Source organism: Micromonospora sp. NBC_00860 (assembly GCF_045207375.1).
In the GTDB taxonomy this organism is placed as follows: Bacteria; Actinomycetota; Actinomycetes; order Mycobacteriales; family Micromonosporaceae; genus Micromonospora; species Micromonospora vinacea.
The window spans coordinates 5,284,338-5,308,489 of record NZ_CP108825.1 but is presented as its reverse complement, the minus strand read 5'-3'; the positions used below and the strand labels follow the sequence as shown (position 1 = coordinate 5,308,489).

The following is a 24,152-nucleotide window of genomic DNA, read 5'->3' as shown; positions in this document are numbered from 1 at the left end:
GAATGGTTCCTCCGCTGTGCCCGTTCACGTCGTCGCCTCACTGTCGGGCGGTCCGACCACCCTGACGCGCCGTTCGACCGTACCCGGATCGGGCCCGGCACCCCGTCCGCCGAGCCGCCTGGTCCCCCCGCATGGCTCGGTCATCCGGCCATCCTGCCAGGCGGCATCCCGGGGCACCGCCCGGTTTCAGCGGGGTGCGACAGGCTTCACGAGCTTGGCGGCCAGGCGCTCCGGCTTTGGCCAGCGCACCTGCGTCGCGGCGCCGGTCTTCTCGAACAACCAGATCACCCGGGCGGAGATGTCCACCTGACCGCGCAGCACGCCGTGCCGGGCGCTGGTCGGGTCGGCGTGGTGCAGGTTGTGCCAGCTCTCGCCGAACGACAGGATCGCCAGCGGCCAGAAGTTCGACGCGCGGTCGCCCTGGCGCATCGCGAACGGGCGCTCCCCGTAGACGTGGCACACCGAGTTGATCGCCCAGGTGACGTGGTGCAGGAGGCCGATCCGGACCAGCCCGGCCCAGAAGAACGCGGTCAGCGCACCCTGCCAGGACCAGGTCACCAGGCCGCCGATCAGCGCCGGGCCGAGCAGCGAGACGGCCACCAGCGCGGGGAAGAGCCGATCGACCCTGCTGATGTCCCGGTCGGCGATGAGGTCCGGCGCGAAACGCGTGCGGTTGGACAGCTCCCGGCGGAACAGCCAGCCCACGTGTGCGTGGAACAGGCCCCGGGTCAACGCCCAGAAGCTGGTGCCGAAGCGCCACGGGGAGTGCGGGTCACCCTCCAGGTCGGAGAAGGCGTGGTGTCGCCGGTGGTCGGCGACCCACTGGATGATCTCGCCCTGCACCGCCAGCGAACCCGCGACCGCCAGAGTCACCCGCAGCCACCGCGTGGCCTTGAACGAGCCGTGCGTGAAGTAGCGGTGGAAGCCGACGGTGATGCCGAGCCCGGAGACGACGTACCAGACCAGGCCGATGATCACGTCGGTCCAGCCCAGCCAGCCGCCCCACGCCACCGGCACGGCGACCAGCAGGGCGACGAAGGGGATGATCACGAAGGCCCAGAGGGCGGCCAGGATGCCGGGGGACTGGCTGCCGTCGGTGAGTGGTTTGGGGCCGGGGCCGGCGGTGTTGGGTTCGAGCAGAGCAGTCGACATGGGACCTCGCAGGGGGATGGTTTGATCACGAAGCTACGCCTACGTCACCGTAACTTACGGCACCGTAGATCGCACGGGGAAGTTTCGAACGATCTTCGTGTAACTGCTCGAACTCCCAGGTCAGTAGGCCCGGTGGTGGGTGTCGGACCGGCCCCCGAAACGAGGGATCGAGGTGCGGGCCGGCGAGCCTGGGAGGTCGGGGGCGTCGATCTCTCACGGTACGGCGGGATGAGCGATGGCGTCCGGCGGCCGGGGCGCTAAGGTGTAGCGGCGGGATGTCCATCCATCCCTCATGCGACATGCTCAGCGTCGCTGATCGGCCGTGGTGTAATTGGCAACACCCGGGTCTTTGGTACCCGTATTTCAGGTTCGAACCCTGGCGGCCGAGCTGCCCACCTACGTCCGTTTTAGGGTCCGGTGGGGGTAAGAGGGGAACGTGCCGGGCCTCGCGGCTAGCATGGCCGCGAGAGTGTCCGCCGTCCCGACGGGAGCCACGTCGTGCCCCAGCCCCACCTTCGTACCGTCGTCGTGCTCGCCGCCGGTGAGGGCAAGCGGATGAAGTCGACACTGCCCAAGGTGCTGCACCCCCTGCTCGGTCGGACGCTCCTCGGTCACGTGCTGAGCGCCGCCGCCCCGCTGGACGCGGACCGCACCGTCGTCGTGGTGGGGCACGGCGCCGACCAGGTTCGGGCGCACCTGTCCGAGATCGCTCCGGACGCCACGCCGGTGCTTCAGGCCCAGCAGCTCGGCACCGGGCACGCTGTGCGGATCGCGCTGGACGCCGTACCGGACGGTGCCGGCACGGTCGTGGTGATCAACGGTGACGTGCCCCTGCTGCGACCCGAGACGGTCGGCGCGCTGGTGACCGCGCACGAGGAGGCCGCCGCGGCGGCCACCGTGCTGGCCGCCGAGGTGCCCGACCCGGCCGGCCTCGGCCGGATCGTCCGGGACGCCGACGGCCACCTGGAGCAGATCGTCGAGGAACGCGACGCCGACGCCGCGCAGCGCGCGATTCGGGAGATCAACGCCGGCATCTACGCGTTCGACGCGGTGCGGCTGCGCGAGGCGCTGGGCAAGCTCTCCACCGACAACGACCAGGGCGAGGAGTACCTGACCGACGTCTTCGGCCTGCTCCGCTCGGCCGGTGAGCCGGTGGCGGTGCACGTCGCCGTGGACCACGTCGAGACGCTGGGCTGCAACGACCGGGTGGAACTGGCCACGCTGCGCGGGCTGCTGCGCGACCGGATCAACGAGGCCTGGATGCGCACCGGGGTCAGCCTGCTCGACCCCGCCACCACCTGGATCGACGTGACGGTCGCACTGGACCGGGACGCCGTGGTCGACCAGAACACCCAGTTGCGCGGCGGCACCGTGGTCGGCGCGGGCGCGCTGATCGGGCCGGACGTCACCCTGATCGACACCGTCGTCGGCCCCGCCGCGTCGGTGATCCGCAGCCACGCCGTCGGCGCCGAGGTGGGCGCTGGCGCGACCGTCGGGCCGTACGCGTACCTGCGGCCGGCCGCACAGTTGGCCGAGAAGGCGAAGGTCGGCACGTTCGTCGAGGTGAAGAACTCGCAGATCGGCGCCGGTGCGAAGGTGCCGCACCTGACGTACGTCGGCGACGCGACGATCGGCGAGCAGACGAACATCGGTGCCGCGTCGGTCTTCGTGAACTACGACGGGGTCAACAAGCACCGCACGGTGATCGGCAGCCACGCGCGGACCGGCGCGGACAACATGTTCGTGGCGCCGGTCGAGGTGGGCGACGGGGCGTACACGGCGGCTGGTTCGGTGATCGTCGACGACGTGCCGGCAGGGGCGATGGGCGTCGCCCGGGCGCGCCAGCGCAACATCGAGGGCTGGGTGGTCATGCGGCGCGCCGGCACCGCCGCGGCGGAGGCCGCGCAGCGGGCCCGCGACGGGAAGGACGCGCAGCCGGCCGGCGACGCGAAGGGTGCGTCCGGTACGACAGGTGCCGCAAGCCACAGTGAGGCAATCCACGGGGCGACCGAGACGGTGGGCGGCGCATCCGGCTCGGGAGATACTGCAACCGAATAGTCCCCGACCCACCACCACCGGGTCGGGTACCGCCGACATAACGGGAGCAGACGGGCCCATGGGCAGCATCGTCGCCGAAAACCGCAAAAGCCTGATGCTCTTTTCCGGACGTGGCTTTCCGGAGTTGGCCAAGGAGATCGGCGAGGTGCTCGGCGTCGCGCCGACCCCGGCCGACGCGTACGAGTTCGCCAACGGTGAGATCTTCGTACGGTTCAAGGACTCGGTACGTGGTTCGGACGCCTTCGTGGTGCAGTCCGTCACGCACGGGGTGAACACCTGGGTCATGGAGACCCTGATCATGGTGGACGCGCTGAAGCGGGGGTCGGCCAAGCGGATCACCGTGGTGCTGCCGTTCTACCCGTACGCGCGCCAGGACAAGAAGCACCGCGGTCGGGAGCCGATCTCGGCCCGCCTGGTGGCGGACCTGCTGAAGACCGCCGGCGCGAACCGCATCCTCACCGTCGACCTGCACACCGCGCAGATCCAGGGCTTCTTCGACGGCCCGGTGGACCACCTCTTCGCGATGGACATCCTGGCCGAGTACGTGGAGCACAAGTACGCCGGCCGGCCGATGACAGTGGTGGCACCGGACTCGGGCCGGGTGCGGGTGGCCGAGCGGTGGACCGACCGGCTGGGCGGCTGCCCGCTGGCGTTCATCCACAAGACCCGTGACCCGATGAAGCCGAACCAGGTCGTGGCGAACCGGGTGGTCGGTGAGGTCGAGGGTCGGGTCTGCCTGATCGTCGACGACATGATCGACACCGGGGGCACCATCGCCAAGGCCGCCGACATCCTCAAGGAGTCGGGCGCGGCGGAGATCGTCGTCGCGTCCACCCACGCGCTGCTCTCCGACCCGGCCACCGAGCGGCTGAAGAACAGCTCGATCAGCGAGATCGTGGTGACGAACACGCTGCCGCTCCCGCCGGAGAAGCAGCTGGACAAGCTCACCGTGTTGTCGATCGCGCCGCTGCTGGCACGGGCGATCCGGGAGGTCTTCGACGACGGCTCGGTGACCACCCTCTTCGGTGGCCTGAGCTGAGCCGAGCCCCGTTTCCGCCACTCGACACGCTGGCGGGGGCGGGGCTGGCAAACTGACGGAAACGGGGCTGGCACGCTGGTGGGAGCACCACCGACGGGCCGGTCCCGAGCCGTGATCGGGGACTGCCGGAAACCCTGGAAACAGCTCGGGTAGACTGGTGCGGTTGCCACGGCGAGGGTGCCCGGCGGGCCGCTGAAAAGCGCCGCACGGAGGCACCGTCATCGACGCGGTGCTCCGGGCAGTCGTTCATGACGCATGAGCCCCAGCGAGCCCCTCGCCCCAGCACCGTTAGACGACAAGCCGCCGCAGCGAAAAGCATCAGGAGTTTCCCCGTGTCCGAGGTAAAGATCAGCGCCGAGCCCCGTACCGAGTTCGGCAAGGGTGGTGCCCGCCGTACCCGCCGGGCCGGCAAGGTGCCCGCCGTGCTGTACGGCCACGGCGAGAAGCCCAAGCACATCGCGCTGCCGTCGCGGGAGTTCGCCGCCGCGATCCGCAAGGGCGGTGCCAACCAGCTCTTCGCGATCGACATCACCGACGGCACCCAGGTGCTGGCGCTGCCGAAGGCGATCCAGCGTGACCCGATCCGCGACACCTTCGAGCACGTCGACCTGATCCTGGTCCGCCGGGGCGAGAAGGTCACCGTCGACGTTCCGGTCCAGCTGACCGGCGAGGCCGCCCGGGACACCCTGATCGTGCACGACCACGACACCCTCTCGGTGACCGCGGACGCCACCAAGGTTCCGGACCACCTCGAGGCGTCGATCGAGGGCCTGGAGGCGGGCACCCTGGTGACCGCTGGTGACGTCGAGCTGCCGGCCGGCGTCGAGCTGGCCGTCGACTCGGACCTGACCGTCGCGTCGATCACCGCCGCCCCGACCGCCGAGCAGCTCGAGGCGACGCTGCCCGAGGTCGAGGCCGCCACCGACGAGGCCGAGGCCGAGGTCGGCGAGACCACCGAGGGCTCCGAGGGCGCGGACGCTGCCCCGGCCGAGGGTGGCGAGACGACCGAGGCGCGCACCGAGGCCTGATCGGTTCGTTCGTACTGTGCGACAGGCGTCCCCGGATGTTCGGGGGCGCCTGTCGGCATATCAGGAGTCGGTGGGATGGGCGTCGGAAGGGACGGGTCGTGACGGACGAGGCGGGGCCGTGGCTGGTGGTCGGCCTGGGCAACCCGGGCCGGGAGTACGCCGGCAACCGGCACAACGTCGGGTTCATGGTGGCCGAGCTGCTGGCCAAGCGGGTGAGCGCGCGTTTCGGCCGGCACAAGCGGGCGGTGGCCGAGGTGGCCGAGGCGCGGCTGGGGTTCGGTGGGCCGAAGCTGGTGCTGGTGAAGCCACTGACGTACATGAACCTCTCCGGCGGGCCGGTCGCGGCGCTGGCGCAGTTCTACAAGGTGCCGACGAATCAGGTGATCGCGGTGCACGACGAGTTGGACATCGAGTTCGGCCAGGTGCGGGTCAAGTTCGGCGGCGGCGAGGGCGGGCACAACGGCCTGCGCTCGATGTCGAAGTCGTTGGGCACCAAGGACTACGCCCGGGTGCGGTTCGGTGTCGGTCGACCGCCGGGGCGGCAGGATCCGGCGGACTACGTGCTGTCGGATTTTGGCGCGGCCGAGCGTAAGGAGTTGGATTTCCTGGTGGACCGGGCCGCTGACGTGGTGGAGTCGGTGATCACCAGGGGCGTGGAGCCGACCCAGAACCTCTACCACGGCAGCTGAGCCGGGCGGGGCGTACCCGAATCGGAAACGGCGGGCCGGTAGTCTGCGCCTTTCGGCGTGCCGCGACCGGCGACGCGAGTCGCGGCGGATCGGCCCGTGCGGGCAGCGCGGCGAGGCGACGGGAGCGGACAGATGAGCAGTCCTCCGATGATCGATGGCGCGTTCGCCCGATGGCTGGCGTCCCGGGCCGGGCAGGCGCTGCTCGACCTGCGCACGGAGATGGGTTTCGCCGACACCGGCGCGCTGAAGTCGGCCGGGGACAAGGTGTCGCACGACCTGATCCGCACGGAGTTGGCGAAGTGGCGTCCGGGTGACGCGGTGCTCTCCGAGGAGGACGAGGGCTCGCGGTTGGCCTGGGCCGCGGAGGTGAACACCGGAGCGGTGTCGAGGCTGAACGCCGACCGGGTGTGGATCGTCGACCCGTTGGACGGCACCCGCGAGTTCTCCGAGGAGGGCCGCTCGGACTGGGCGGTGCACGTGGCACTCTGGGCGCGCAACGCGCCGAGCCCGCACGGGCTGGTCGCCGGGGCGGTGGGGCTGCCGGCGCAGCACCGGGTGCTGGGCACTGACTACCCGCCGGCGTACCCGCCGATGACTGTGGAGGCGGCGACGGCCGGCGAGCGGAAGATCCGCCTGGCCGCGAGCCGGAGCCGACCGCCGGTCTTCCTGACCGATCTGGCCGAGGACGTCGGGGCGCACCTGGTGCCGATGGGGTCGGCCGGAGCGAAAATCGCCGCAGTGGTCACCGGCGAGGTGGACGCGTACATCCACGCAGGTGGGCAGTACGAGTGGGACTCGGCGGCCCCGGTCGCTGTGGCGACGGCCACCGGACTGCACGCTTCCCGGATCGACGGTTCTGCGCTGAAATACAACGAAGCGGATCCGCGCCTGCCCGACCTTCTGGTCTGCCGCAAGGATCTCGCCACCCGGTTGCTTGCAGCGCTGCAGAAACATTCCGGGTAGCCTGAGCGAACTTTCTTGACATGCCCGACCGGAAAGGTCTGGAAATCGGATGAGCGAGCGAATCGAGCCGGTGTCATGACCACCCCCGCGGCGTACCAGGTCTCCCACCTGGACGCCCTGGAAGCCGAGAGCATCTTCGTGATGCGCGAGGTGGTCGCCGAGATGGAACGCCCGGTGATGCTCTTCTCCGGTGGCAAGGACTCGATCGTCATGCTGCGGCTCGCGCAGAAGGCGTTCGCCCCGGCCAACGTCCCCTTCCCGGTCATGCACGTCGACACCGGGCACAACTTCCCCGAGGTCCTCGAATACCGCGACCAACGGGTCGCCGAGCTGGGGTTGCAGCTGGTGGTGGCGAGCGTGCCGGAGGCCCTGGCCAGCGGCATGGTCCGCGAGTCCGGCGACGGCATGCGCAACCGGATCCAGACACCTGTGCTGCTGGACGCTGTGGAGAAGCACCGCTTCGACGCGCTGTTCGGTGGCGCCCGCCGCGACGAAGAGAAGGCCCGGGCCAAGGAGCGGGTGTTCAGCTTCCGCGACGAGTTCGGTCAGTGGGACCCGAAGAACCAGCGGCCGGAGCTGTGGTCGCTGTACAACGGCCGGCACCACCCGGGCGAGTCGATCCGGGTCTTCCCGCTGTCCAACTGGACCGAGCTGGACGTCTGGCACTACATCGCCCGGGAACGCATCCCACTGCCGTCGATCTACTACGCGCACGAGCGCGAGGTGATCGAGCGGGACGGCATGTTCTACGCCGTCAACGAGTTCTTCCGCCCCCGCGCGGGTGAGGAGCGGTTCAAGGCGCAGGTGCGCTACCGCACCGTCGGCGACGCCTCCTGCACTGCGGCCGTCCGTTCCGACGCGGACACCGTGGAGAAGGTCATCGAGGAGGTGGCGGCCACCCGGATCACCGAGCGCGGCGCCACCCGCGGTGACGACCGGGTCAGTGAGGCCGCCATGGAGGACCGCAAGCGGGAGGGCTACTTCTGATGAGCACCGAGATCGTGGCGTCCGCGAATGCGGAGCCGCGGGCTGTTACCGGGGCCGGGCCGGAGGCCCGGCCGATGGACCTGCTGCGGTTCGCCACCGCCGGCAGCGTGGACGACGGGAAGTCGACCCTGATCGGCCGGCTGCTCTACGACACCAAGTCGCTCTTCACCGACCAGTTGGCCGCCGTGGAGGCGGTCAGCGCGGCCCGCGGTGACGAATACACCAACCTGGCCCTGCTCACCGACGGTCTGCGCGCCGAGCGGGAGCAGGGCATCACGATCGACGTGGCGTACCGGTACTTCGCTACCCCCCGGCGCAAGTTCATCATCGCCGACACCCCGGGCCACATCCAGTACACCCGCAACATGGTCACCGGGGCATCAACAGCGGACCTGGCGTTGATCCTGGTGGACGCGCGCAAGGGCCTCGTCGAGCAGTCCCGCCGGCACGCGTTCCTCTGCTCCCTGCTGCGGGTGCCGCACCTGGTCCTGTGTGTCAACAAGATGGACCTGGTCGACTGGTCGCAGGAGGTCTACGAGCGAATCGCCGACGAGTTCACCGCGTTCGCGGCGAAGCTCGACGTACCGGACCTGACCGTGGTGCCGGTCTCCGCGTTGCGCGGCGACAACATCGTCACCCGGTCGGACAACATGCCCTGGTACGAGGGCCCGTCGCTGCTGCACCACCTGGAGCGGGTGCACATCGCCAGCGACCGCAATCTGGTCGACGTCCGGTTCCCGGTGCAGTACGTGATCCGTCCGCAGTCCACCACTGTCACCGACTACCGCGGCTACGCCGGCCAGGTCGCCTCCGGCGTGCTGAAGCCGGGTGACGAGGTGATGGTGCTGCCCTCCGGCTTCACCAGCCGGATCGCCGCCGTGGAGACCGCCGACGGGCCGGTCCCGGAGGCGTTCCCGCCGATGTCGGTGACGGTACGACTGGCCGACGAGATCGACATCTCGCGCGGTGACCTGATCTGCCGGCCTAACAACGCACCGGCGGTGGCCCAGGACATCGAGGCGATGGTCTGCTGGATGGACGAGACGGCCCCGCTGCGGGTCGGCGGCCGGTACGCGATCAAGCACACCACCCGGTCGGCTCGGGCCATCGTGCGCGGGCTGCACTACCGGCTGGACATCAACTCGCTACACCGCGACGAGTCGGCCGACGAGTTGCGGCTCAACGAGATCGGCCGGGTGCGTCTGCGCACCACTGTGCCGCTGCTGGCCGACGAGTACCGCCGCAACCGCACCACCGGCGGCTTCGTCATCATCGACGAGGCGACCAACCGCACGGTAGGTGCCGCCATGATCGTCGAAGCCGGCTAACCGCCTGCCAGCCCAGCCCCAGCCCAGCCCCCACCCCACCCCACCCCGAGCGGTGATCAAGAGGTTTGCGTCAATTCGAGCCCGAATCCTGACGCAGACCTCTTGATCACCGGCTGGGGTGGGGTGGGGGTCACTGCAGGCGGGTGGCGCCGGGGGAGGGGAGGACGGTGACGGTGCCGGGGGCGGTGAAGCCACGTTCGGCGTACGCGTCGGTCACCGCGGCGGCAATCGCATCGGCCCGGTCGGCCTCGATCAGCGCGAGCACGCATCCGCCGAAACCGCCGCCGGTCATCCGGGCGCCCAGGGCGCCGGCCGCCAACGCCGCCTCGACCGCGGTGTCGATCTCCGACACGGTGATCTCGAAGTCGTCGCGCATCGAGACGTGGGAGGCGGTCAGCAGCGGGCCGATGTCGCGGACCCGGGCGGCGCGGAGCAGCGCCACGGTGTCCAGTACGCGTTGGTCCTCGGTCACCACGTGTCGGACCCGCCGCCGGGTCTCCTCGTCGTCGAGCTGCGCCAACGCGGCGTCGAGCTGGTCGACGCCCACGTCGCGCAGGGCGGCGACGCCGAGCGTGGTGGCCCCGGCCTCACAGGAGCGTCGGCGGGCCGCGTACTCCCCGTCGGCGTGGCGGTGCGGTGCCCGGCTGTCGATGACCAGTACCGCCAGCCCGGCGGCGTCCAGGTCGAACGGGATGTGCTCGACCGACTCGTCGCGGCAGTCGAGGAAGAGGGCGTGCCCAGCGCGGCACCGGATCGCCGCGGACTGGTCCATGATGCCTGTCGGCGCGCCCACGTAGACGTTCTCCGCACGCTGGGCCAGCCGGGGTTGCAGTTCCGGGGCGAGCTCCAGCTCGCCGAGGTCGAGCAGGGCCGCCAGCACGGCCGACTCCAGCGCGGCCGAGGAGGAGAGCCCGGCGCCCAGTGGCACGTCGGAGGCGATCGCCAGCCGGGCGCCCGGCACCGGGTGACCCGCCTCGCGCAGCGCCCAGACCACCCCTGCGACGTACGCGCCCCAGCCGGTGACCCGACCCGGCTCGGCGACGTCGTCCGCGCCGAAGGTGATCGCCTCGCCGGAGAGCTCGGACCAGACCGTCCAGTGCTCCCCGTCCTGCCGGTCGGCCGCGACGACGGTGCGCATCGGCAGCGCGAACGGCAGCACGAAGCCTTCGTTGTAGTCGGTGTGCTCACCGATCAGGTTGACCCGGCCCGGGGCCGCCCAGCGGCCGGAGGCCTGGCCACCGAACTGCGCGGAGAAGCCGGCGGCGGCCCGCTCGGCGACGTCACCGCTCGGGTGGGTCACGGTGTCTCCCTTTGTTCGCGACTGCGGGGCTCGCAAACCCGGCTCACTCCTCGCGCTCACCGTGCCTCCTTTGTTCGCGACTGCGGGGCTCGCAAACCCGGCTCGCTCCTCGCGCTCACCGTGCCTCCTTTGTTCGCGACTGCGGGGCTCGCAAACCCGGCTCACTCCTCGCGCTCACCGTGCCTCCTTTGTTCGCGACTGCGGGGCTCGCAAACCCGGCTCACTCCTCGCGCTCACCGTTGCCCCAGGATGTGCGTGCGGTAGAACGCCCAGGCATCTCCGACCATGTCGTGCAGGGTCGGCTTCTGCGGCACCCAGCCCAGCTCCTCGCGGGCCAGCGCGGAGGACGCGACCAGCTCGGCCGGGTCGCCCTCGCGGCGCGGGGCGACCTCGACGGGCAGTTGGTGCCCGGTCACCTCGCGGACCACGTCGACGACCTGGCGGTTGGTGAAGCCGTTGCCGTTGCCCAGGTTGTAGATCCGGTGCTGGCCGCCGGTGGCCGCGTCCAGCGCCAGCAGGTGCGCGCGGGCCAGGTCGGCGACGTGGATGTAGTCGCGGACGCAGGTGCCGTCCACTGTGGGGTAGTCGTCCCCGAAGAGCTGGAGCTTCTCCCGGCGGCCGGCGGCGACGTCCAGCGCGATCGGGATGAGGTGCGTCTCCGGGTCGTGTCGCTCGCCGAGCGTGATGTCGCCGTCGAGGTGGGCGCCGGCGACGTTGAAGTAGCGCAGCGACACGGCGGCCAGCCCGTGCGCGATCGCCTCGGAGGTGAGTGCCATGTCGACGGCGAGTTTGGTGGCGCCGTACGTGTTGGTGGGCGCCTTCACCGCGTTCTCGGTGATGGGCAGTTCGGTGGGGTTGCCGTAGACGGCGGCGGTGGAGGAGAAGACCATCCGGGGCACCCCAGCGGCCCGGACCGCGTCGATCAGGGCGAGCGTGCCGATGGTGTTGTTCTGCCAGTACAGCTCCGGCTTGACCATCGACTCGCCGGCAGCGATCAGGGCGGCGAAGTGCAGCACCCCGTCGAACCCGGCGTCTGCGGTGATGACGCGGGCGGCGTCGTGGATGGACGCCTCCACGTGGGTGGCGTCCGGGGCGAGGGCCTCGCGGTGGCCGGTGCGCAGGTCGTCCAGGATGACCACCTGGTGACCCGCGTCGAGCAGCATCCGGGTGACCACGCTTCCGATGAAGCCGGCGCCTCCGGTGACGAGCAGTTTCACGTCCTTGCCTCCTGCCTGGCCCGCCCGGGACGTGGCCCTTCGGTGATCACACTAGGGCGGTGGCCGGCACGCTCGCCGACGCCACCGTCAACCCCATTCCATCATAATCTCTCATGATTAAACAGAGCCGAACATTCGGGCGCCGCTCCGCGTGATCCCCGGTGCGGTGGGCACACGGTGTCTACCATCTCTGTCATGCGGGAAGTGGCCCGTACCGGGCTCCGGCGACGCGCGCGGGTACACCCCCGCCGCGACCCCGGCCCGCTCGCCCGGGCCGTCGCCCGGGTGCTGGTCCGCGCCGCGGACGGCGCCACCCGACTCGTCACCGATCTGCTCGGGACCGGTCCGGCGGCCGGGCGGGAGCGCATCTCCGAGGCCGATCTGCGGGACCTCGTCGCGGCGAACACGGTGCTCGACCCGGACGAGCGGCGGATCATCGACGAGGTCCTGGTGGCCGGTGCCAGTCTGATCCGTGAGGTGATGATGCCGCGCACCGAGGTGGTCTTTCTCCCGGCGCGGCTGACCATCGTCGAAGCCGCCCGACTGGTCCGCGCCGAAACCCACACCCGCTACCCGGTCACCGACGGCACCCACGACGACGTGGTCGGCTTCGTGCATCTCCGTGACGTACTGCTGCGCCCGGACGCCGACCCGTGCGTCACCGTCGGCGAGTTGGCCCGGGAGGTGAAGCGGCTCCCGGGCAGCAAACGGGTGCTCGCGGCGCTGACCGAGATGCGCCGGGAGGGCCAGCACCTCGCGGTGGTGGTCGACGAGTACGGCGGCACGGCCGGGATCGTCACCCTGGAGGACCTCATCGAGGAGTTGATCGGTGAGATCCACGACGAGTACGACGCCGCCCCGGACCCGGTGCACGACGGCCTGCCCGCCGTGGTGGACGGTCGCCTCAACCTCGCTGACTTCGCCGAGCGGACCGGTGTGGCACTTCCCGCCGGGCCGTACGAGACGGTGGGCGGGTTCGTCATGGCCGCGCTGGGCCGGCTTCCGGTGACCGGCGACGAGGTGCCGGTGCCGGGTGAGCCCGCCGAGGTCGGCGCGCCCGATCCGGCCGACCTGCCAGCCGGCTGGCTGCTGCGGGTGCTCGCGTTGGACGGCCGCCGGGTGGCCCAACTCGCCGTCTCCGCCGCCCGCGCCGCCGAGCCGCGCACCGAGCCGCGCACCGAGCAGAGCGCCGAGCAGCGCCGCGAGTACGACGCCGAACCGGCCTCGGCGGGCGGTTCCGGGCAGGCCCGGGAGGCGGTGGCGGGGCAGCACCGCCGGGTCACTGTCGGCCCGACGCGCCGGTTCGGCGCGGGCGAACCACGCGAGGTCAGCACCCCGGCACCGGCGGGCCGGAGCCGACCCGCCGGCCCGTCATGACGGACCGGGTTGCTTGCTGACAGAATTATCGCCATGTCCGACGTACCCGCCCGGCCCCGCGTCTTCTCCGGCATCCAGCCGACAGCCGACTCGTTCCACCTCGGCAACTATCTGGGCGCGGTGCGGCACTGGGTGGCACTACAGGACACCCACGACGCGTTCTACTGCGTGGTGGACCTGCACGCCATCACCGCGGGGCACGACCCGGCGCTGCTGCGCCAACGAACCAGGGTGGCCGCCGCCCAGCTCTTCGCGGTCGGGCTCGACCCGGAACGCAGCACCCTGTTCGTCCAGTCGCAGGTGCCCGAGCACCCGCAGTTGGCCTGGGTGCTCGGCTGCATCACCGGCTTCGGCGAGGCCAGCCGGATGACCCAGTTCAAGGACAAGTCGCAGAAGCAGGGCAACGAGCGGGCCAGCGTCGGGCTGTTCACCTATCCGGTCCTTCAGGCCGCCGACATCCTGCTCTACCAGGCCAACGCGGTGCCGGTCGGCGAGGACCAGCGCCAGCACCTGGAGCTCTCGCGAGATCTGGCCCAGCGGTTCAACTCGCTGTTCGGTGCGACGTTCACGGTGCCCGCCCCCCACATCGTGAAGGACACTGCCAAGATCACCGACCTCCAGGACCCGACCGCGAAGATGTCGAAGTCGTCGTCCTCGCCGGCCGGCATCATCGACCTGCTCGAAGATCCGGCCCGGTCCGCGAAGAAGATCCGTTCGGCGGTGACCGACACCGGTCGGGAGATCGTCTTCGACGCCGAGACCAAGCCGGGTGTGTCCAACCTGTTGACCATCCACTCGGCGCTCAGCGGCCGCAGCATCGACGAGCTGGTGGCCGCGTACGCGGGTCGCGGTTACGGCGATCTGAAGAAGGAACTGGCCGAGGTGGTGACGGACTTCGTCCGCCCGATCCAGGAGCGCACCCGCGCCTACCTCGACGATCCGGCGCAGCTGGACAAGCTGCTCGCGGCCGGCGCGGAGAAGGCTCGTGCCGTGGCCGCGACGACCCTGCGGTCCGCGTACGAGCGGGTCGGGTTCTTCCCGCCCGTGCGTGGCGAGTAGCGCCGCGATACCTGTGGACGGGTCGGTGCTCGGAGGGGCGGCGCGCAGCGTGGATCGCAGTGGCGGGGTGCCGCCGACCGGCGACACCATCCAGATCGGCATCGCGGTGGACATCCCCGAGCCGTGGGGTGCCCAGCTCACCCGGCGGCGGGTCGAGGCCGGTGATCCGCTGGCGGTGCCCGCGCACGTGACATTGCTCGGTCCCACCGAGATCCGGACGGCGAACCTGCCAGCGATCGAGCGGCACCTGGCCGCCGTCGCCGCCGCGCACCTGCCGTTCACGCTGCACCTGCGGGGCACCGGCACGTTCCGTCCGGTCACCCAGGTGGTGTTCGTCGCGGTGGCCGCCGGGATCAGCGAATGCGAGTTGCTGGCGGCGGCCATCGCCGCGGCGCCGGGCCTGCACCGCGAGCTCCGCTTCCCGTACCATCCGCACGTCACAGTGGCTCAGGACGTGGCACCGGAGGCGCTGGACAGGGTGTACGAGGATCTGGCCGACTTCTCCGCGATGTTCGAGGTCGACGCGTTCACCCTCTTCTCGCACAGCGGGCAGGCCAGGTGGCAGCCGCGTCGCGACTTCTGCCTCGGCGACTGAACCGTCGGCGACGCGCCGGCCGGCGAGCATCGGAAGCCGGTTGCCCCTACAGCGGTGGGAGATCGGCGAGGATGATCGCGTGAACGTGATCGGCCGGATCGAGGCGGGCATCGACCGCTGGGTGAGCGGCGCGCGCCACCGGTCGGGGCTCTTCGATCATGTGTGGCGGGCCGGCGTGCTGTACGGCGAGGTGCTGGCCGGCCGATTGGCCGCCGCCATCGCCTACTACGGCTTCTTCGCGGTGTTCGCCCTCGCCCTGGTGGCGTTCTCCATCTTCGGCGCGATCCTTGAGGACAACGACGAGGTGAGCGCGGCGGCGGCCGACTTCCTCAAGGAGAATCTGCCGTTCCTGGACGCCGAGCAGATCGCCAACTCCAGCGGCACTGTCGGTGTGGTCGGCCTGGTCATCCTGGTCTTCACCGGGGTCGGCTGGGTGGAGGCAATCCGGTCCTCGCAGCGGCTGATGTACCAGCTCAACCAGCAACCGGGCAATCTGGTGGTGCGGCGGCTCGTCGACCTGGGCGTGATGATCGGTGTCTTCGTACTGCTCGGCGTCTCGGTCGCGGCGGTGGACGCGTTGGAGTCGTTGCTGCGGTTCCTGCTGCGCAGCACCGGGTCGGTCGGGCTGACCACGATCAGCGCGGTGCTCAGCGTGCTGGTCAACACCGTGCTCGCCACCGCGCTGCTGCTCGCCGTGCCCCGGCTGCGGATGAGCCGGTCCCGGCTGCGCCCGGTGGTGGTGCTGGTGGCGATCGGTATCACGCTGTTGAACACCGTCGGGCGGTACTACGTGGTACGGACCGAGCGGAATCCGGCGTACACAGTGGTGGCCGGCGCCGTCGGTCTGCTGCTCTACCTCTACCTGCTCAACCAGCTGGTGCTGTTCGGCGCGGCACTCCTGGCGACCAGTACGAACGGCCGAGTGGTGGATCTGGCGGAGACCCCGGCCCCACCGAAGGATGTCGACGAGGGCATCGATCCCGGCACGCCGGGCGGTGCGGGCTGATGACGGAAGGCGCGCAGGTGCTGATCTCGGTCGATCCGGACTCGTCGGTGCCCCCGTACGAGCAGGTGCGGGTGCAGCTCGCCGAGCTGATCGGCGACGGCCGGCTGCCGGTGGGCAGCCGACTGCCCACCGTCCGGCAGCTCGCCGCCGACCTGCGGTTGGCTGCGAACACGGTGGCCCGCGCCTACCGGGAGTTGGAAGCGGCCGGGCTGCTGGAGACCCGGGGGCGCAACGGCACCTTCGTCGCCCCCGGGCGGGACGACGCCGTCGACAGGTTGCAGCGGGCGGCGGCCGGCTACGCGGCGGAGGCGGCCCGGCTCGGTGTGCCGCCGTCCACCGCGCTCGCCCTGGTCCGGGCCGCCCTGGACGCCGTCCGCCCCGGCTGACCGGTCGCCGATCGACAGTCGGACGGGCGATAACTGAGGAGAACGGCGCCGGTGCTCGCGTTCGCGGACCATGATGAGCCGGTGGGCGCACTCATGACACTGGACCTGCCGGCGGACTCACCGCTCCTCGGCCTGCCGTGGATCATCACCTTCGGTCCGCTCGGTGACCTCGACGAGTGGGAGCCGGTGGTCTGTGGGCCGTACGAGCGACCGCACGCGTTGGCCCTGGCCGAGGCGGTGGTGGCCGAGGAGCAGCTGATGGCGGTGGTGGAGCCGTTGCTGCCGGCGCTGTCCGCCGACGAGATCCGCAGCGAGATCGCCGCCGCGCAGGTCGCCGCCGAGGACGAGGCCCGTCAGGTGGAGGGGGCCGACCTGTACGGGGACTTCGAGGACGTGATCGACGAGGAGTTGGACGCGGCAGCCGACGAGGCCGGCCACGGTGAGCCCGCCGAACCGCCGGACGAGGCCGAGGTCCGCGCCGGCTTCACCCGGATCGCGGCGTTGCTCACCGCGAAGTGAGACGTCAGCGGGTCGGCGCGCGGTCCAGCACGCAGAACTCGTTGCCCTCGGGATCGGCGAGCACGGTGAACCGCTCGGCCCCGGTCTGCCCGACGTCGACCTGCCGGGCGCCGAGGCTCAGCAGCCGCCCCACCTCTGCCTGCGGGTCGCCGTCCGCGACCAGGTCGAGGTGCAGCCGGTTCTTGCCCCGCTTGGCGGTGCCCGAGCCCTGCAACCACACTGTGGGCGCGGCGGCGGACGGCTGCCCCGGCGGCCAGAGCTTGGCGCTGCCGTCGTCGCCCTGCTCCACCTCGTAGCCGAGCGCCGCCGACCAGAACGAGACCATCAGGTCCAGGTCCTCGACGTCGAGCGTGCACTGGGCGATCCGTACCACCATGGGGTCACCTCCATAGCGATGGTGCCCGATGCGGTACCCACGACGCCTGGGTCCAACCACCGGCGGATTACGGACACCGGCGCCACACGGAGCGGACTCCGCGCGGCGCCGGTGGCACCTCACCCCCCACCACAAGGGGCTGGTAGCCCAGTCGCCCGTCGGCGCGGGGCACGACGAACGACCAGGTCGAGAACGAGTTACCCGTTCAGCGCTGTTCCAACCAGACTGCCGCGTCAATTGGCAGCAACTGGCCGGAGCCCTGTTCGGTGAGCTCGTCGCTGGCGACGAGCGGCTGACCGTACCCGTCGATCAGGACCGGCGCGCCGCTGAGGTTGACCACGCAGGTCAGCACGGTCGCGCCGGAGGTGCGGGAGAAGGCCAGCACGCCCGGCTCGCTCTCCCGCCAGGTGACCCCGCCGGCGTCGAGGGCGAGCGCGGGGTGAACGTGGCGGATCCGCAGCGCGGCCCGGTACAGCTCCAGGGTGGAGCCCGGCACGTCGGTCTGCGCCGTGACGGAGAGCGCCTGCCAGACCGCCGGGGCGGGGAGCCAGCTCAGTTCGCTGCCGGCCGGCCCGAAGCCGTACGGGGCCAACTCGCCGCTCCACGGGATGGGCACCCGGCAGCCGTCGCGGCTCTCGCCGGTGCGCAGGAACGCCGGATCCTGGCGTAGCTCGTCGGGGAGGTCGAGGACCTCCGGCAGGCCCAGCTCCTCGCCCTGGTAGAGGTAGGCGCAGCCGGGCAGGGCGAGCATCAGCAGACTGGCGGCGCGGGCCCGGCGCAGCCCTTCGGCACCGTCGCCGTAGCGGGTGACGTGCCGCTGCTTGTCGTGGTTGGAGAGCACCCACGTGGTCGGCGCCCCGACCACTGTCGCCTCGGCCAACGCTGTGTCGATCACCTTGCGGAACGAGTCGGCCGACCAGGTGGCGTCGAGGAAGTCGAAGCTGAACGCCTGGTGCAGCTCGTCCGGGCCGATGTAGCGGGCCAGGCGCTGCGGTGTCTCGGCCCACGCCTCGGCGACCGCCATCCGACCGCCCGGGTAGCTGTCCAGGATGGGCCGCCAGGCCCGGTAGATCTCGTGCACCTCGTCCTGGTCGAAGTAGGGCAGCCGACCCTTGCCGAGCAGTTCGACCTGGCGCTGGCCGGTGGTCATCGAGCTGAAGCCGACGTCTGGCAGCCCTTCCGCCTTGATCATGCCGTGCGCGACGTCGATGCGGAATCCGTCCACGCCCCGGTCCAGCCAGAACCGCAGCACGTCCTCGAACTCGGCGCGGACCTCCGGGTGGCGCCAGTTCAGGTCCGGCTGCGAGCTGTCGAACAGGTGCAGGTACCACTGACCATCGGCGATCCGGGTCCAGGCGGGGCCGCCGAAGATGCTCTCCCAGTCGTTCGGGGGCAACTCGCCGTTCGCGCCCTGGCCGTCGGCGAAGAGGTAGCGGGCACGCTCCGGTGAGCCGGGGCCGGCGGCGAGCGCGGCGGTGAACCAGTGGTGCGCGCTGGAGGTGTGGTTGGGCACCAGGTCGACGATGATCCGCAGGCCGTGGGCGTGCGCGTCGGTGATCATCGCGTCGAAGTCGTCGAGGGTGCCGAACATCGGGTCGACGTCCCGGTAGTCGGCCACGTCGTACCCGCCGTCGATCATCGGCGAGGTGTAGAAGGGGGTCAGCCAGAGCGCGTCCACCCCGAGGTCGCGCAGGTAGGGCAGGCGCTGCCGGATGCCCTGGAGGTCGCCGGTGCCGTCGCCGTCGCTGTCGGCGAAGCTGCGGACGTACACCTGGTAGACGACTGCGGAGCGCCACCAGTCGTCGTCGGTGGCATGCGGCGGGGCGGCGGTGCTGATCATTGGAGCAATATGCCGGCCCGTCGCTGCAAGAGTCAAGCAGATCTTGCGTAAGAAAGGCGGGCGGAGCTCGGCGCGACAGCTGTGGAGCCGCGTACCACCAGCTCCGGGCGGAACAGGTACTCCGAGTGCGGGGCGCCGTGCCCGTTGATCTCGTCGACCAGGGCGCGGACGGCGGCCACCGCCATCGCGGTGACCGGCTGCCGCATTGTGGTCAGCGGCGGGTCGGTGAAGGCCATCAGCGGGGAGTCGTCGTAGCCGACCACGGAGAGGCCCTCGGGCACGGTGAGACCGCGTTGGCGGGCAGCCCGGACGGCGCCGAGCGCCATCAGGTCGGAGCCGCAGACCACCCCGGTGACGCCCCGGTCCAGCAGTCGGCCCGCCGCCGCCTCGCCACCCTCCACTCCGAACAGTGACAGCTCGGCCAGAGGGCCCAGGTCGGCCTCGGCGACGCCGGCCAGCCGGGTCATCGCCGAGCGCCAGCCGGCCACCTTGCGCTGCACCGGGACGAACCGGTCCGGGCCGGTGATCAGGCCGATCCGCCGGTGCCCGAGGGCGACCAGGTGGGCGACGGCCAGCTCAGCCGCCTCCCGGTCGTCGCAGGAGACGAAGGGCGCGCCGATGCCGGGCACGTAGCCGTTGATCATCACGACCGGCAACGGCCGGGCGAGCAGCGCCCGGTAGCGGTCGTGGTTGGCGGCGGTGTCGGCGTGCAGGCCGGAGACGAAGACGATCCCGGAGACCTGCCGGTCCAGCAGCATCTCCACGTACTCGTCCTCGGTCACGCCTCCGGCGGTCTGGGTGCAGAGCACCGGGGTGAACCCGCTCTGCGCCAGGGTGGACTCGATGACCTGGGCGAAGGCGGGGAAGATCGGGTTGTCCAGCTCCGGCACCACCAGGCCGACCAGCCCGGCGCTGCGCTTACGCAGCCGGGCCGGGCGCTCGTACCCGAGCACGTCGAGGGCGGTGAGGACGGCCTGCCGGGTCTCCGGGGCCACGCCGGGGCGGTCGTTGAGCACCCGCGACACCGTGGCCTCGCTGACTTCGGCCTGCTGGGCGATGTCGGACAGTCGAGCGCGCATGGCGGCACTTTAGCCCACCGGCAAGTTCTTGCGGGGTCCTCTGCAAGCCCTTCCATTACTTGCAACGTCTTGCTAACGTCCCCGCAACATGCGAGAGCAGCGGCGCAGCATCCCTGCGCCGGTTGGCAAGAACTTCCAGAGGTTTCCACTGGCGGGCCGCCCTTCCCCCGGCGGACCCGCCATGACGACAGGAGCACCGATGCGCATCCGTACCGCGGGTGTGGTCGCCCTCTTCGCACTGGCGCTCGCCGCCTCAGGCTGCGGTGGCGACAGCGACGAGCCGGCCGCGAAGGACACCCCCAAGGCCGCCGGCGGCAAGCTGGTGATCTGGGCGGACGACAAACGGACCGCCGCCCTCAAGCCGTTCGCCGAGAAGTTCGGCCAGGAGAACGGCGTCAGCGTCGAGGTCCAGGCCGTCCCGAACGAGGACCTCCAGAACAACTTCGTGACCGTGTCGAGCCAGGGCGGCGGCCCGGACGTGGTGATCGGCGCGCACGACTGGATCGGCAACCTGGTCCAGAACGGCGCCATCGACCCGGTGCAGCTGTCCGACGAGCAGAAGGCCGCCTTCAACGAGACCGCCGTCAAGGCCGTCACGTTCAACGGCCAGCTCTACGGCGTGCCCTATGCCCAGGAGAACCTGGCGCTGATCCGCAACACCGAACTGGCCCCCGAGGCACCGAAGACGATCGAGGACCTGGTCGCCACCGGCAAGCAGCTCAAGGCGCAGAAGAAGGTCACCGAGACGCTCTGCCTCCAGGTCGGCCAGAAGGGCGACGCGTACCACATCTACCCGCTGTACACCTCGGCCGGCGGTTACCTCTTCGGCACCACCGCCAACGGCGACTACGACCCGAAGGACCTGGGCGTGGGCAAGCCCGAGTCGATCGCCGCGTTCAAGAAGATCGCCGCGCTCGGCGAGAAGGGCGAGGGCGTGCTGAAGCGCTCGATCGCCGACACCAACTCGACCGCCACCTTTACCGGCAAGAAGTGCGCGTTCCTGGTCTCCGGGCCGTGGGCCACCGCCGACGTGAAGAAGGCCGGCATCACGTACGACATCTCCGCCGTTCCCGGCTTCGCCGGCGGCAAGCCGGCCGCGCCGTTCGTGGGCGTCCAATCCTTCTACGTGGCGGCCAAGGGCAAGAACAAGGCTCTCGCCCAGGAGTTCGTCGCCAACCACGTCACCAAGCCGGACCTGGCCGTGGCGCTCTACCAGGCCGACCCGCGCCCGCCGGCGCTGACCGCCGCGCTGGACCAGGTCAAGAGCAGCGACCCGGACCTGGCCAAGTTCATCGAGGCCGGCAAGAACGGCCAGGTGCTTCCGGCCATCCCGGCCATGGCCGCGATCTGGGACCCGTTCGGCAAGGCCGAGGCCGCCGTCATCGGCGGCGCCGACCCGACCAGCACGGTTACCGCAGCCGGCAAGACGATCGCCGGTTCGATCAAGTAATGAGCACACCGCTGTCCGGCCCGGGGTCTGCCCAGCAGGCCCCGGGCCGGGGGCCCGTCCGCACCGGGTCCCCGCGCACCTCCCGTACCGCGCGGAACCACGCGCCGATCACCGCGGCCGGCCTTGCCGCGAAGGTGATCCTGCTCGGCCTGGTGGCCGGGATCGCGATCTGGGCGGCCTTCCCGCTCGTGGCGGCCGAGAAGTGGGTCGGGCTGGCAGTGCTGGTGCTGACCACCGCCGCACTGTTCTATCTGTACCTGGGCCGCCGGCACGTCCCGGCGAAGTACCTCATCCCCGGCACGCTCTTCCTGATCGCCTTCCAGGTCGTGCCGGTGCTCTACACCGCGAGTACGGCCTTCACCAACTTCGGCGACGGCCACCGCGGCAGCAAGGACGACGCGATCGTCGCAATCCAGACCTCCTCGGTCAGGCAGGTCCCGGGGTCCACCCAGTACCCGTTGTCGGTCGCCACCAAGGGCGACCCGGCCACCGGTGCCCTGGTCTTCCTGATCACCAAGCCAGGAACCGACACGGTCTCCGTCGGCGACGCCGGGGGCCTGCGTCCGCTCGAGCCCGGCGCGGCCACCGTCGGCGCCGGCGGGAAGGTCACCGCGGCCGACGGCTACACCGTGCTGAACTTCGGCCAGGCCAGCGCCCGCAGCAAGGACATCACGGACCTGGTGGTGCCGACGACCGGAGGCGCGCTGCGCTCGTCCGGCCTGTCCCGGGCGTACGAGGGCAAGGCCGTCCGGGCGTACGACGCCGGCTGCGACTGCGTCAAGGACAGCGACAGCGGCAAGACCTGGACCGCGGACGGCGAGGTCGGCGCGTTCGTCGCCGCCGACGGCGAGCGGCTGGCCCAGGGTTGGAAGGTGAACGTCGGGCTGTCCAACTTCACCCGGGTGCTCACCGACGAGCGGATCTCCGGGCCGTTCCTCGGCACGCTGATCTGGAACTTCGCCTTCGCCATCGGCTCCACCGGCAGCACGTTCATCCTCGGCATGCTGATCGCCCTGGCGCTGCACTCGCCCCGAATGCGGGGCACCAACCTCTACCGGATGTTGCTGATCCTGCCGTACGCCATGCCGTCCTTCGCGATGCTGCTGGTCTGGCGGGACATGTTCAACACCGACTTCGGGCTGATCAACAATCTGTTCGGGCTCAGCGTCGACTGGTTCGGGCAGGACTGGTCGGCCCGCGCCGCGGTGATCCTGGTGCAGCTCTGGCTCGGCTACCCGTACATGTTCCTGGTGGCCACCGGCGCGCTACAGGCCATCCCACGGGAGTTGACAGAGGCCACCTCGGTCGACGGGGCGTCGCGCTGGCAGTCGTTCCGGGCGGTCACCCTGCCACTGCTGCTGGTCGCGCTCTCGCCGCTGCTGATCTCGTCGTTCGCGTTCAACTTCAACAACTTCAACGCGATCTACCTGACCACCGAGGGCGCGCCGTTCCCCGCGGACAACCCCAGCAACGGCGCCACCGACCTGCTGATCACCTACACCTACCGGCTGGCGTTCGGTGGGCAGGCCGCACAGTTCGGCTTCGCCGCGGCCATCTCGCTGTTCATCTTCGCCATCGTCGCGGTGGTGTCGGTGGTCAGCTTCCGGCGGACCCGCCAACAGGAGGAGGTGTATGCATGACCATGCTCACCGGTGCCGCCGTCACGGGCGGCGCGAACGGCCCGGGGGCGGTCAACCGCAACCCGGGCAGGCGTAAGACGCGATGGTTCGCCGAGGTCGGCTGGCGGCACCTGGTCGGCCTGCTCGGCGTGCTGTTCAGTCTCTTTCCGCTCGTGTTCGTCGTCTCGGCGGCGCTCAATCCGCTCGGCACCCTGTCGTCCACCGAGTTGGTGCCGACCGGCGGGGTGTCGTTGGAGAACTTCGGGAATCTGTTCGCGCGCACCGAGTTCGCTGACTGGTTCCTGAACTCGCTGCTCATCGCCGGTGGGGCCGCGTTCGCCTCGGTCTTCCTCTCCGCGCTCGCGGCGTACGCCTTCTCCCGGATGCGGTTCCAGGGCCGACGGGTGGGGTTGCTGTCACTGCTGTTGATCCAGATGTTCCCGCAGTTCCTGGCGATCGTTGCGATCTTCTTGATCTTCGGCACGATCACCGACCTGTGGCCGGCCATCGGCTTCAACACCCCGTGGGGTCTGTTGCTGCTCTACCTGGGTGGCGCGCTGGGCGTGAACACCTGGCTGATGAAGGGCTTCTTCGACACCCTGCCCCGGGAGTTGGACGAGTCGGCCACCGTGGACGGCGCCTCACACGCCCAGGTCTTCTTCCGGATCATGCTGCCGTTGGTGGCGCCGATCCTCGCGGTGACCGGGCTGCTGGCCTTCATCAACACCATCAACGAGTTCCTGATGGCGAGCGTCTTCCTCACCGACACTGATGCCAAGACTCTCGCGGTCGGCATGCGGGGCATGTTGCAGGGCGGCGAGCGGAACACCAACTTCGGGATCTTCGCGGCCGGCACCCTGTTGACCGCGATCCCGACGGTGCTGGTCTTCCAGTTCCTCCAGCGGTACATCGTCTCCGGGTTGACCTCGGGAGCCGTCAAGGGTTGAGACCGGGGGCGGCCGATCCCCGGCGGTGCGAGGTAGGGTGCTTCGGCGTCGCGTCGGCGCTGCTTCGCGGGAGCGGGTCAGCGAACGCGTGGCGCGCCTGCTTCACTAGCCGCTGGTGGTCGGCTGCCCTTCATCCGC

At 70.6% G+C, this 24,152-nt stretch carries 22 protein-coding genes and 1 tRNA gene; 17 read left to right on the top strand and 6 right to left on the bottom strand.

From position 1 onward, the window contains the following. Window positions 1-186: 186 nt before the first annotated feature. Complete coding sequence (locus tag OH804_RS24300; RefSeq protein WP_406059712.1) at window positions 187-1,152, bottom strand: acyl-CoA desaturase; 966 nt, start codon at window positions 1,150-1,152, stop codon at window positions 187-189. 316 nt (window positions 1,153-1,468) lie between these two features. Here OH804_RS24300 and OH804_RS24295 point away from each other — a divergent pair. From OH804_RS24295 to OH804_RS24260, 8 genes are all read left to right on the top strand, one after another. Continuing rightward, a tRNA-Gln gene (locus tag OH804_RS24295) sits at window positions 1,469-1,540 on the top strand. A 110-nt stretch (window positions 1,541-1,650) separates the two neighbouring features. Further along, on the top strand, window positions 1,651-3,210 hold the full coding sequence (gene glmU / locus OH804_RS24290) for a bifunctional UDP-N-acetylglucosamine diphosphorylase/glucosamine-1-phosphate N-acetyltransferase GlmU (protein ID WP_406059710.1): 1,560 nt from the start codon (window positions 1,651-1,653) through the stop codon (window positions 3,208-3,210). A 58-nt stretch (window positions 3,211-3,268) separates the two neighbouring features. Beyond that, window positions 3,269-4,249 carry a ribose-phosphate diphosphokinase gene (locus OH804_RS24285; RefSeq protein ID WP_030329105.1) on the top strand — a complete coding sequence of 327 codons (981 nt, stop codon included), beginning with the start codon at window positions 3,269-3,271 and terminating at the stop codon, window positions 4,247-4,249. A gap of 332 nt (window positions 4,250-4,581) precedes the next feature. Further along, the gene (locus OH804_RS24280; RefSeq protein WP_406059708.1) at window positions 4,582-5,277 is read left to right on the top strand and encodes a 50S ribosomal protein L25/general stress protein Ctc; all 696 of its coding nucleotides are present in this window, start codon (window positions 4,582-4,584) and stop codon (window positions 5,275-5,277) included. A gap of 98 nt (window positions 5,278-5,375) precedes the next feature. Then, a complete protein-coding gene (gene pth, locus OH804_RS24275; RefSeq protein ID WP_196920986.1) occupies window positions 5,376-5,966 on the top strand; it encodes an aminoacyl-tRNA hydrolase in 591 nt (196 codons plus the stop codon). A gap of 132 nt (window positions 5,967-6,098) precedes the next feature. Continuing rightward, entirely contained in the window at window positions 6,099-6,929 is an 831-nt protein-coding gene (locus tag OH804_RS24270; protein WP_124774352.1) for an inositol monophosphatase family protein, read from the top strand. Between the two features lie 75 nt (window positions 6,930-7,004). Further along, on the top strand, window positions 7,005-7,916 hold the full coding sequence (gene cysD / locus OH804_RS24265) for a sulfate adenylyltransferase subunit CysD (RefSeq protein ID WP_091394617.1): 912 nt from the start codon (window positions 7,005-7,007) through the stop codon (window positions 7,914-7,916). A gap of 74 nt (window positions 7,917-7,990) precedes the next feature. Continuing rightward, the gene (locus OH804_RS24260; RefSeq protein WP_196924769.1) at window positions 7,991-9,244 is read left to right on the top strand and encodes a sulfate adenylyltransferase subunit 1; all 1,254 of its coding nucleotides are present in this window, start codon (window positions 7,991-7,993) and stop codon (window positions 9,242-9,244) included. Window positions 9,245-9,374: 130 nt separating this feature from the next. Here the strand turns inward: OH804_RS24260 and galK are convergent, their stop codons facing one another. Together galK and galE are read right to left on the bottom strand one after the other, a co-directional pair. Next, window positions 9,375-10,544, bottom strand: coding sequence for a galactokinase (gene galK / locus OH804_RS24255; RefSeq protein WP_406059705.1), 1,170 nt, complete (start codon window positions 10,542-10,544; stop codon window positions 9,375-9,377). Between the two features lie 233 nt (window positions 10,545-10,777). Further along, window positions 10,778-11,707, bottom strand: coding sequence for a UDP-glucose 4-epimerase GalE (galE, locus tag OH804_RS24250; RefSeq protein WP_231393443.1), 930 nt, complete (start codon window positions 11,705-11,707; stop codon window positions 10,778-10,780). Between the two features lie 249 nt (window positions 11,708-11,956). Between galE and OH804_RS24245 the strand changes: the two genes are divergently transcribed. The 6 genes from OH804_RS24245 to OH804_RS24220 all read left to right on the top strand — a co-directional run bounded on the left by OH804_RS24245 (window position 11,957) and on the right by OH804_RS24220 (window position 16,703). Then, window positions 11,957-13,138 (top strand): hemolysin family protein, encoded by a 1,182-nt coding sequence (locus tag OH804_RS24245; protein ID WP_406059703.1) that lies wholly within the window; start codon window positions 11,957-11,959, stop codon window positions 13,136-13,138. A 33-nt stretch (window positions 13,139-13,171) separates the two neighbouring features. Next, entirely contained in the window at window positions 13,172-14,197 is a 1,026-nt protein-coding gene (gene trpS, locus OH804_RS24240; protein WP_196920989.1) for a tryptophan--tRNA ligase, read from the top strand. 13 nt (window positions 14,198-14,210) lie between these two features. Beyond that, the gene (locus OH804_RS24235) at window positions 14,211-14,792 is read left to right on the top strand and encodes a 2'-5' RNA ligase family protein (RefSeq protein ID WP_372433038.1); all 582 of its coding nucleotides are present in this window, start codon (window positions 14,211-14,213) and stop codon (window positions 14,790-14,792) included. 79 nt (window positions 14,793-14,871) lie between these two features. Next, complete coding sequence (locus OH804_RS24230; RefSeq protein WP_406059701.1) at window positions 14,872-15,798, top strand: YihY/virulence factor BrkB family protein; 927 nt, start codon at window positions 14,872-14,874, stop codon at window positions 15,796-15,798. Beyond that, the gene (locus OH804_RS24225; protein ID WP_196920992.1) at window positions 15,798-16,184 is read left to right on the top strand and encodes a GntR family transcriptional regulator; all 387 of its coding nucleotides are present in this window, start codon (window positions 15,798-15,800) and stop codon (window positions 16,182-16,184) included. Before OH804_RS24230 ends, OH804_RS24225 begins: the two co-directional genes overlap by 1 nt. 81 nt (window positions 16,185-16,265) lie before the next feature. Continuing rightward, the gene (locus OH804_RS24220) at window positions 16,266-16,703 is read left to right on the top strand and encodes a hypothetical protein (RefSeq protein ID WP_091394593.1); all 438 of its coding nucleotides are present in this window, start codon (window positions 16,266-16,268) and stop codon (window positions 16,701-16,703) included. 4 nt (window positions 16,704-16,707) lie between these two features. Here the strand turns inward: OH804_RS24220 and OH804_RS24215 are convergent, their stop codons facing one another. From OH804_RS24215 to OH804_RS24205, 3 genes are all read right to left on the bottom strand, one after another. Continuing rightward, entirely contained in the window at window positions 16,708-17,079 is a 372-nt protein-coding gene (locus OH804_RS24215; protein WP_406059698.1) for a VOC family protein, read from the bottom strand. Between the two features lie 205 nt (window positions 17,080-17,284). Further along, window positions 17,285-18,919 (bottom strand): glycoside hydrolase family 13 protein, encoded by a 1,635-nt coding sequence (locus OH804_RS24210; protein ID WP_196920994.1) that lies wholly within the window; start codon window positions 18,917-18,919, stop codon window positions 17,285-17,287. A 32-nt stretch (window positions 18,920-18,951) separates the two neighbouring features. Then, the gene (locus tag OH804_RS24205) at window positions 18,952-19,998 is read right to left on the bottom strand and encodes a LacI family DNA-binding transcriptional regulator (protein ID WP_196920995.1); all 1,047 of its coding nucleotides are present in this window, start codon (window positions 19,996-19,998) and stop codon (window positions 18,952-18,954) included. A 199-nt stretch (window positions 19,999-20,197) separates the two neighbouring features. Here OH804_RS24205 and OH804_RS24200 point away from each other — a divergent pair, with 199 nt between their 5' ends. From OH804_RS24200 to OH804_RS24190, 3 genes are read left to right on the top strand one after another with little or no spacing between them, the layout of a single operon-like run. After that, on the top strand, window positions 20,198-21,448 hold the full coding sequence (locus OH804_RS24200; RefSeq protein WP_406059696.1) for an extracellular solute-binding protein: 1,251 nt from the start codon (window positions 20,198-20,200) through the stop codon (window positions 21,446-21,448). Further along, window positions 21,448-23,088 carry an ABC transporter permease subunit gene (locus OH804_RS24195; protein ID WP_406059694.1) on the top strand — a complete coding sequence of 547 codons (1,641 nt, stop codon included), beginning with the start codon at window positions 21,448-21,450 and terminating at the stop codon, window positions 23,086-23,088. The genes OH804_RS24200 and OH804_RS24195 overlap by 1 nt, the downstream gene beginning before the upstream one ends. Further along, window positions 23,085-24,014, top strand: coding sequence for a sugar ABC transporter permease (locus OH804_RS24190; RefSeq protein ID WP_406059692.1), 930 nt, complete (start codon window positions 23,085-23,087; stop codon window positions 24,012-24,014). The genes OH804_RS24195 and OH804_RS24190 overlap by 4 nt, the downstream gene beginning before the upstream one ends. Window positions 24,015-24,152 lie beyond the last annotated feature (138 nt).

Coding starts and splice junctions, on each gene's coding strand:
- cysD (WP_091394617.1), top strand. CDS start 7,005: ATGACCACCCCCGCGGCGTACCAGGTCTCCCACCTGGACGCCCTGGAA.
- OH804_RS24200 (WP_406059696.1), top strand. CDS start 20,198: ATGCGCATCCGTACCGCGGGTGTGGTCGCCCTCTTCGCACTGGCGCTC.
- OH804_RS24190 (WP_406059692.1), top strand. CDS start 23,085: ATGACCATGCTCACCGGTGCCGCCGTCACGGGCGGCGCGAACGGCCCG.
- OH804_RS24260 (WP_196924769.1), top strand. CDS start 7,991: ATGGACCTGCTGCGGTTCGCCACCGCCGGCAGCGTGGACGACGGGAAG.
- galE (WP_231393443.1), bottom strand. CDS start 11,707: ATGCTGCTCGACGCGGGTCACCAGGTGGTCATCCTGGACGACCTGCGC.
- OH804_RS24195 (WP_406059694.1), top strand. CDS start 21,448: ATGAGCACACCGCTGTCCGGCCCGGGGTCTGCCCAGCAGGCCCCGGGC.
- OH804_RS24225 (WP_196920992.1), top strand. CDS start 15,798: ATGACGGAAGGCGCGCAGGTGCTGATCTCGGTCGATCCGGACTCGTCG.
- OH804_RS24270 (WP_124774352.1), top strand. CDS start 6,099: ATGAGCAGTCCTCCGATGATCGATGGCGCGTTCGCCCGATGGCTGGCG.
- OH804_RS24205 (WP_196920995.1), bottom strand. CDS start 19,998: ATGCGCGCTCGACTGTCCGACATCGCCCAGCAGGCCGAAGTCAGCGAG.
- OH804_RS24300 (WP_406059712.1), bottom strand. CDS start 1,152: ATGTCGACTGCTCTGCTCGAACCCAACACCGCCGGCCCCGGCCCCAAA.
- OH804_RS24210 (WP_196920994.1), bottom strand. CDS start 18,919: ATGATCAGCACCGCCGCCCCGCCGCATGCCACCGACGACGACTGGTGG.
- OH804_RS24285 (WP_030329105.1), top strand. CDS start 3,269: ATGGGCAGCATCGTCGCCGAAAACCGCAAAAGCCTGATGCTCTTTTCC.
- trpS (WP_196920989.1), top strand. CDS start 13,172: ATGTCCGACGTACCCGCCCGGCCCCGCGTCTTCTCCGGCATCCAGCCG.
- OH804_RS24245 (WP_406059703.1), top strand. CDS start 11,957: ATGCGGGAAGTGGCCCGTACCGGGCTCCGGCGACGCGCGCGGGTACAC.
- OH804_RS24215 (WP_406059698.1), bottom strand. CDS start 17,079: ATGGTGGTACGGATCGCCCAGTGCACGCTCGACGTCGAGGACCTGGAC.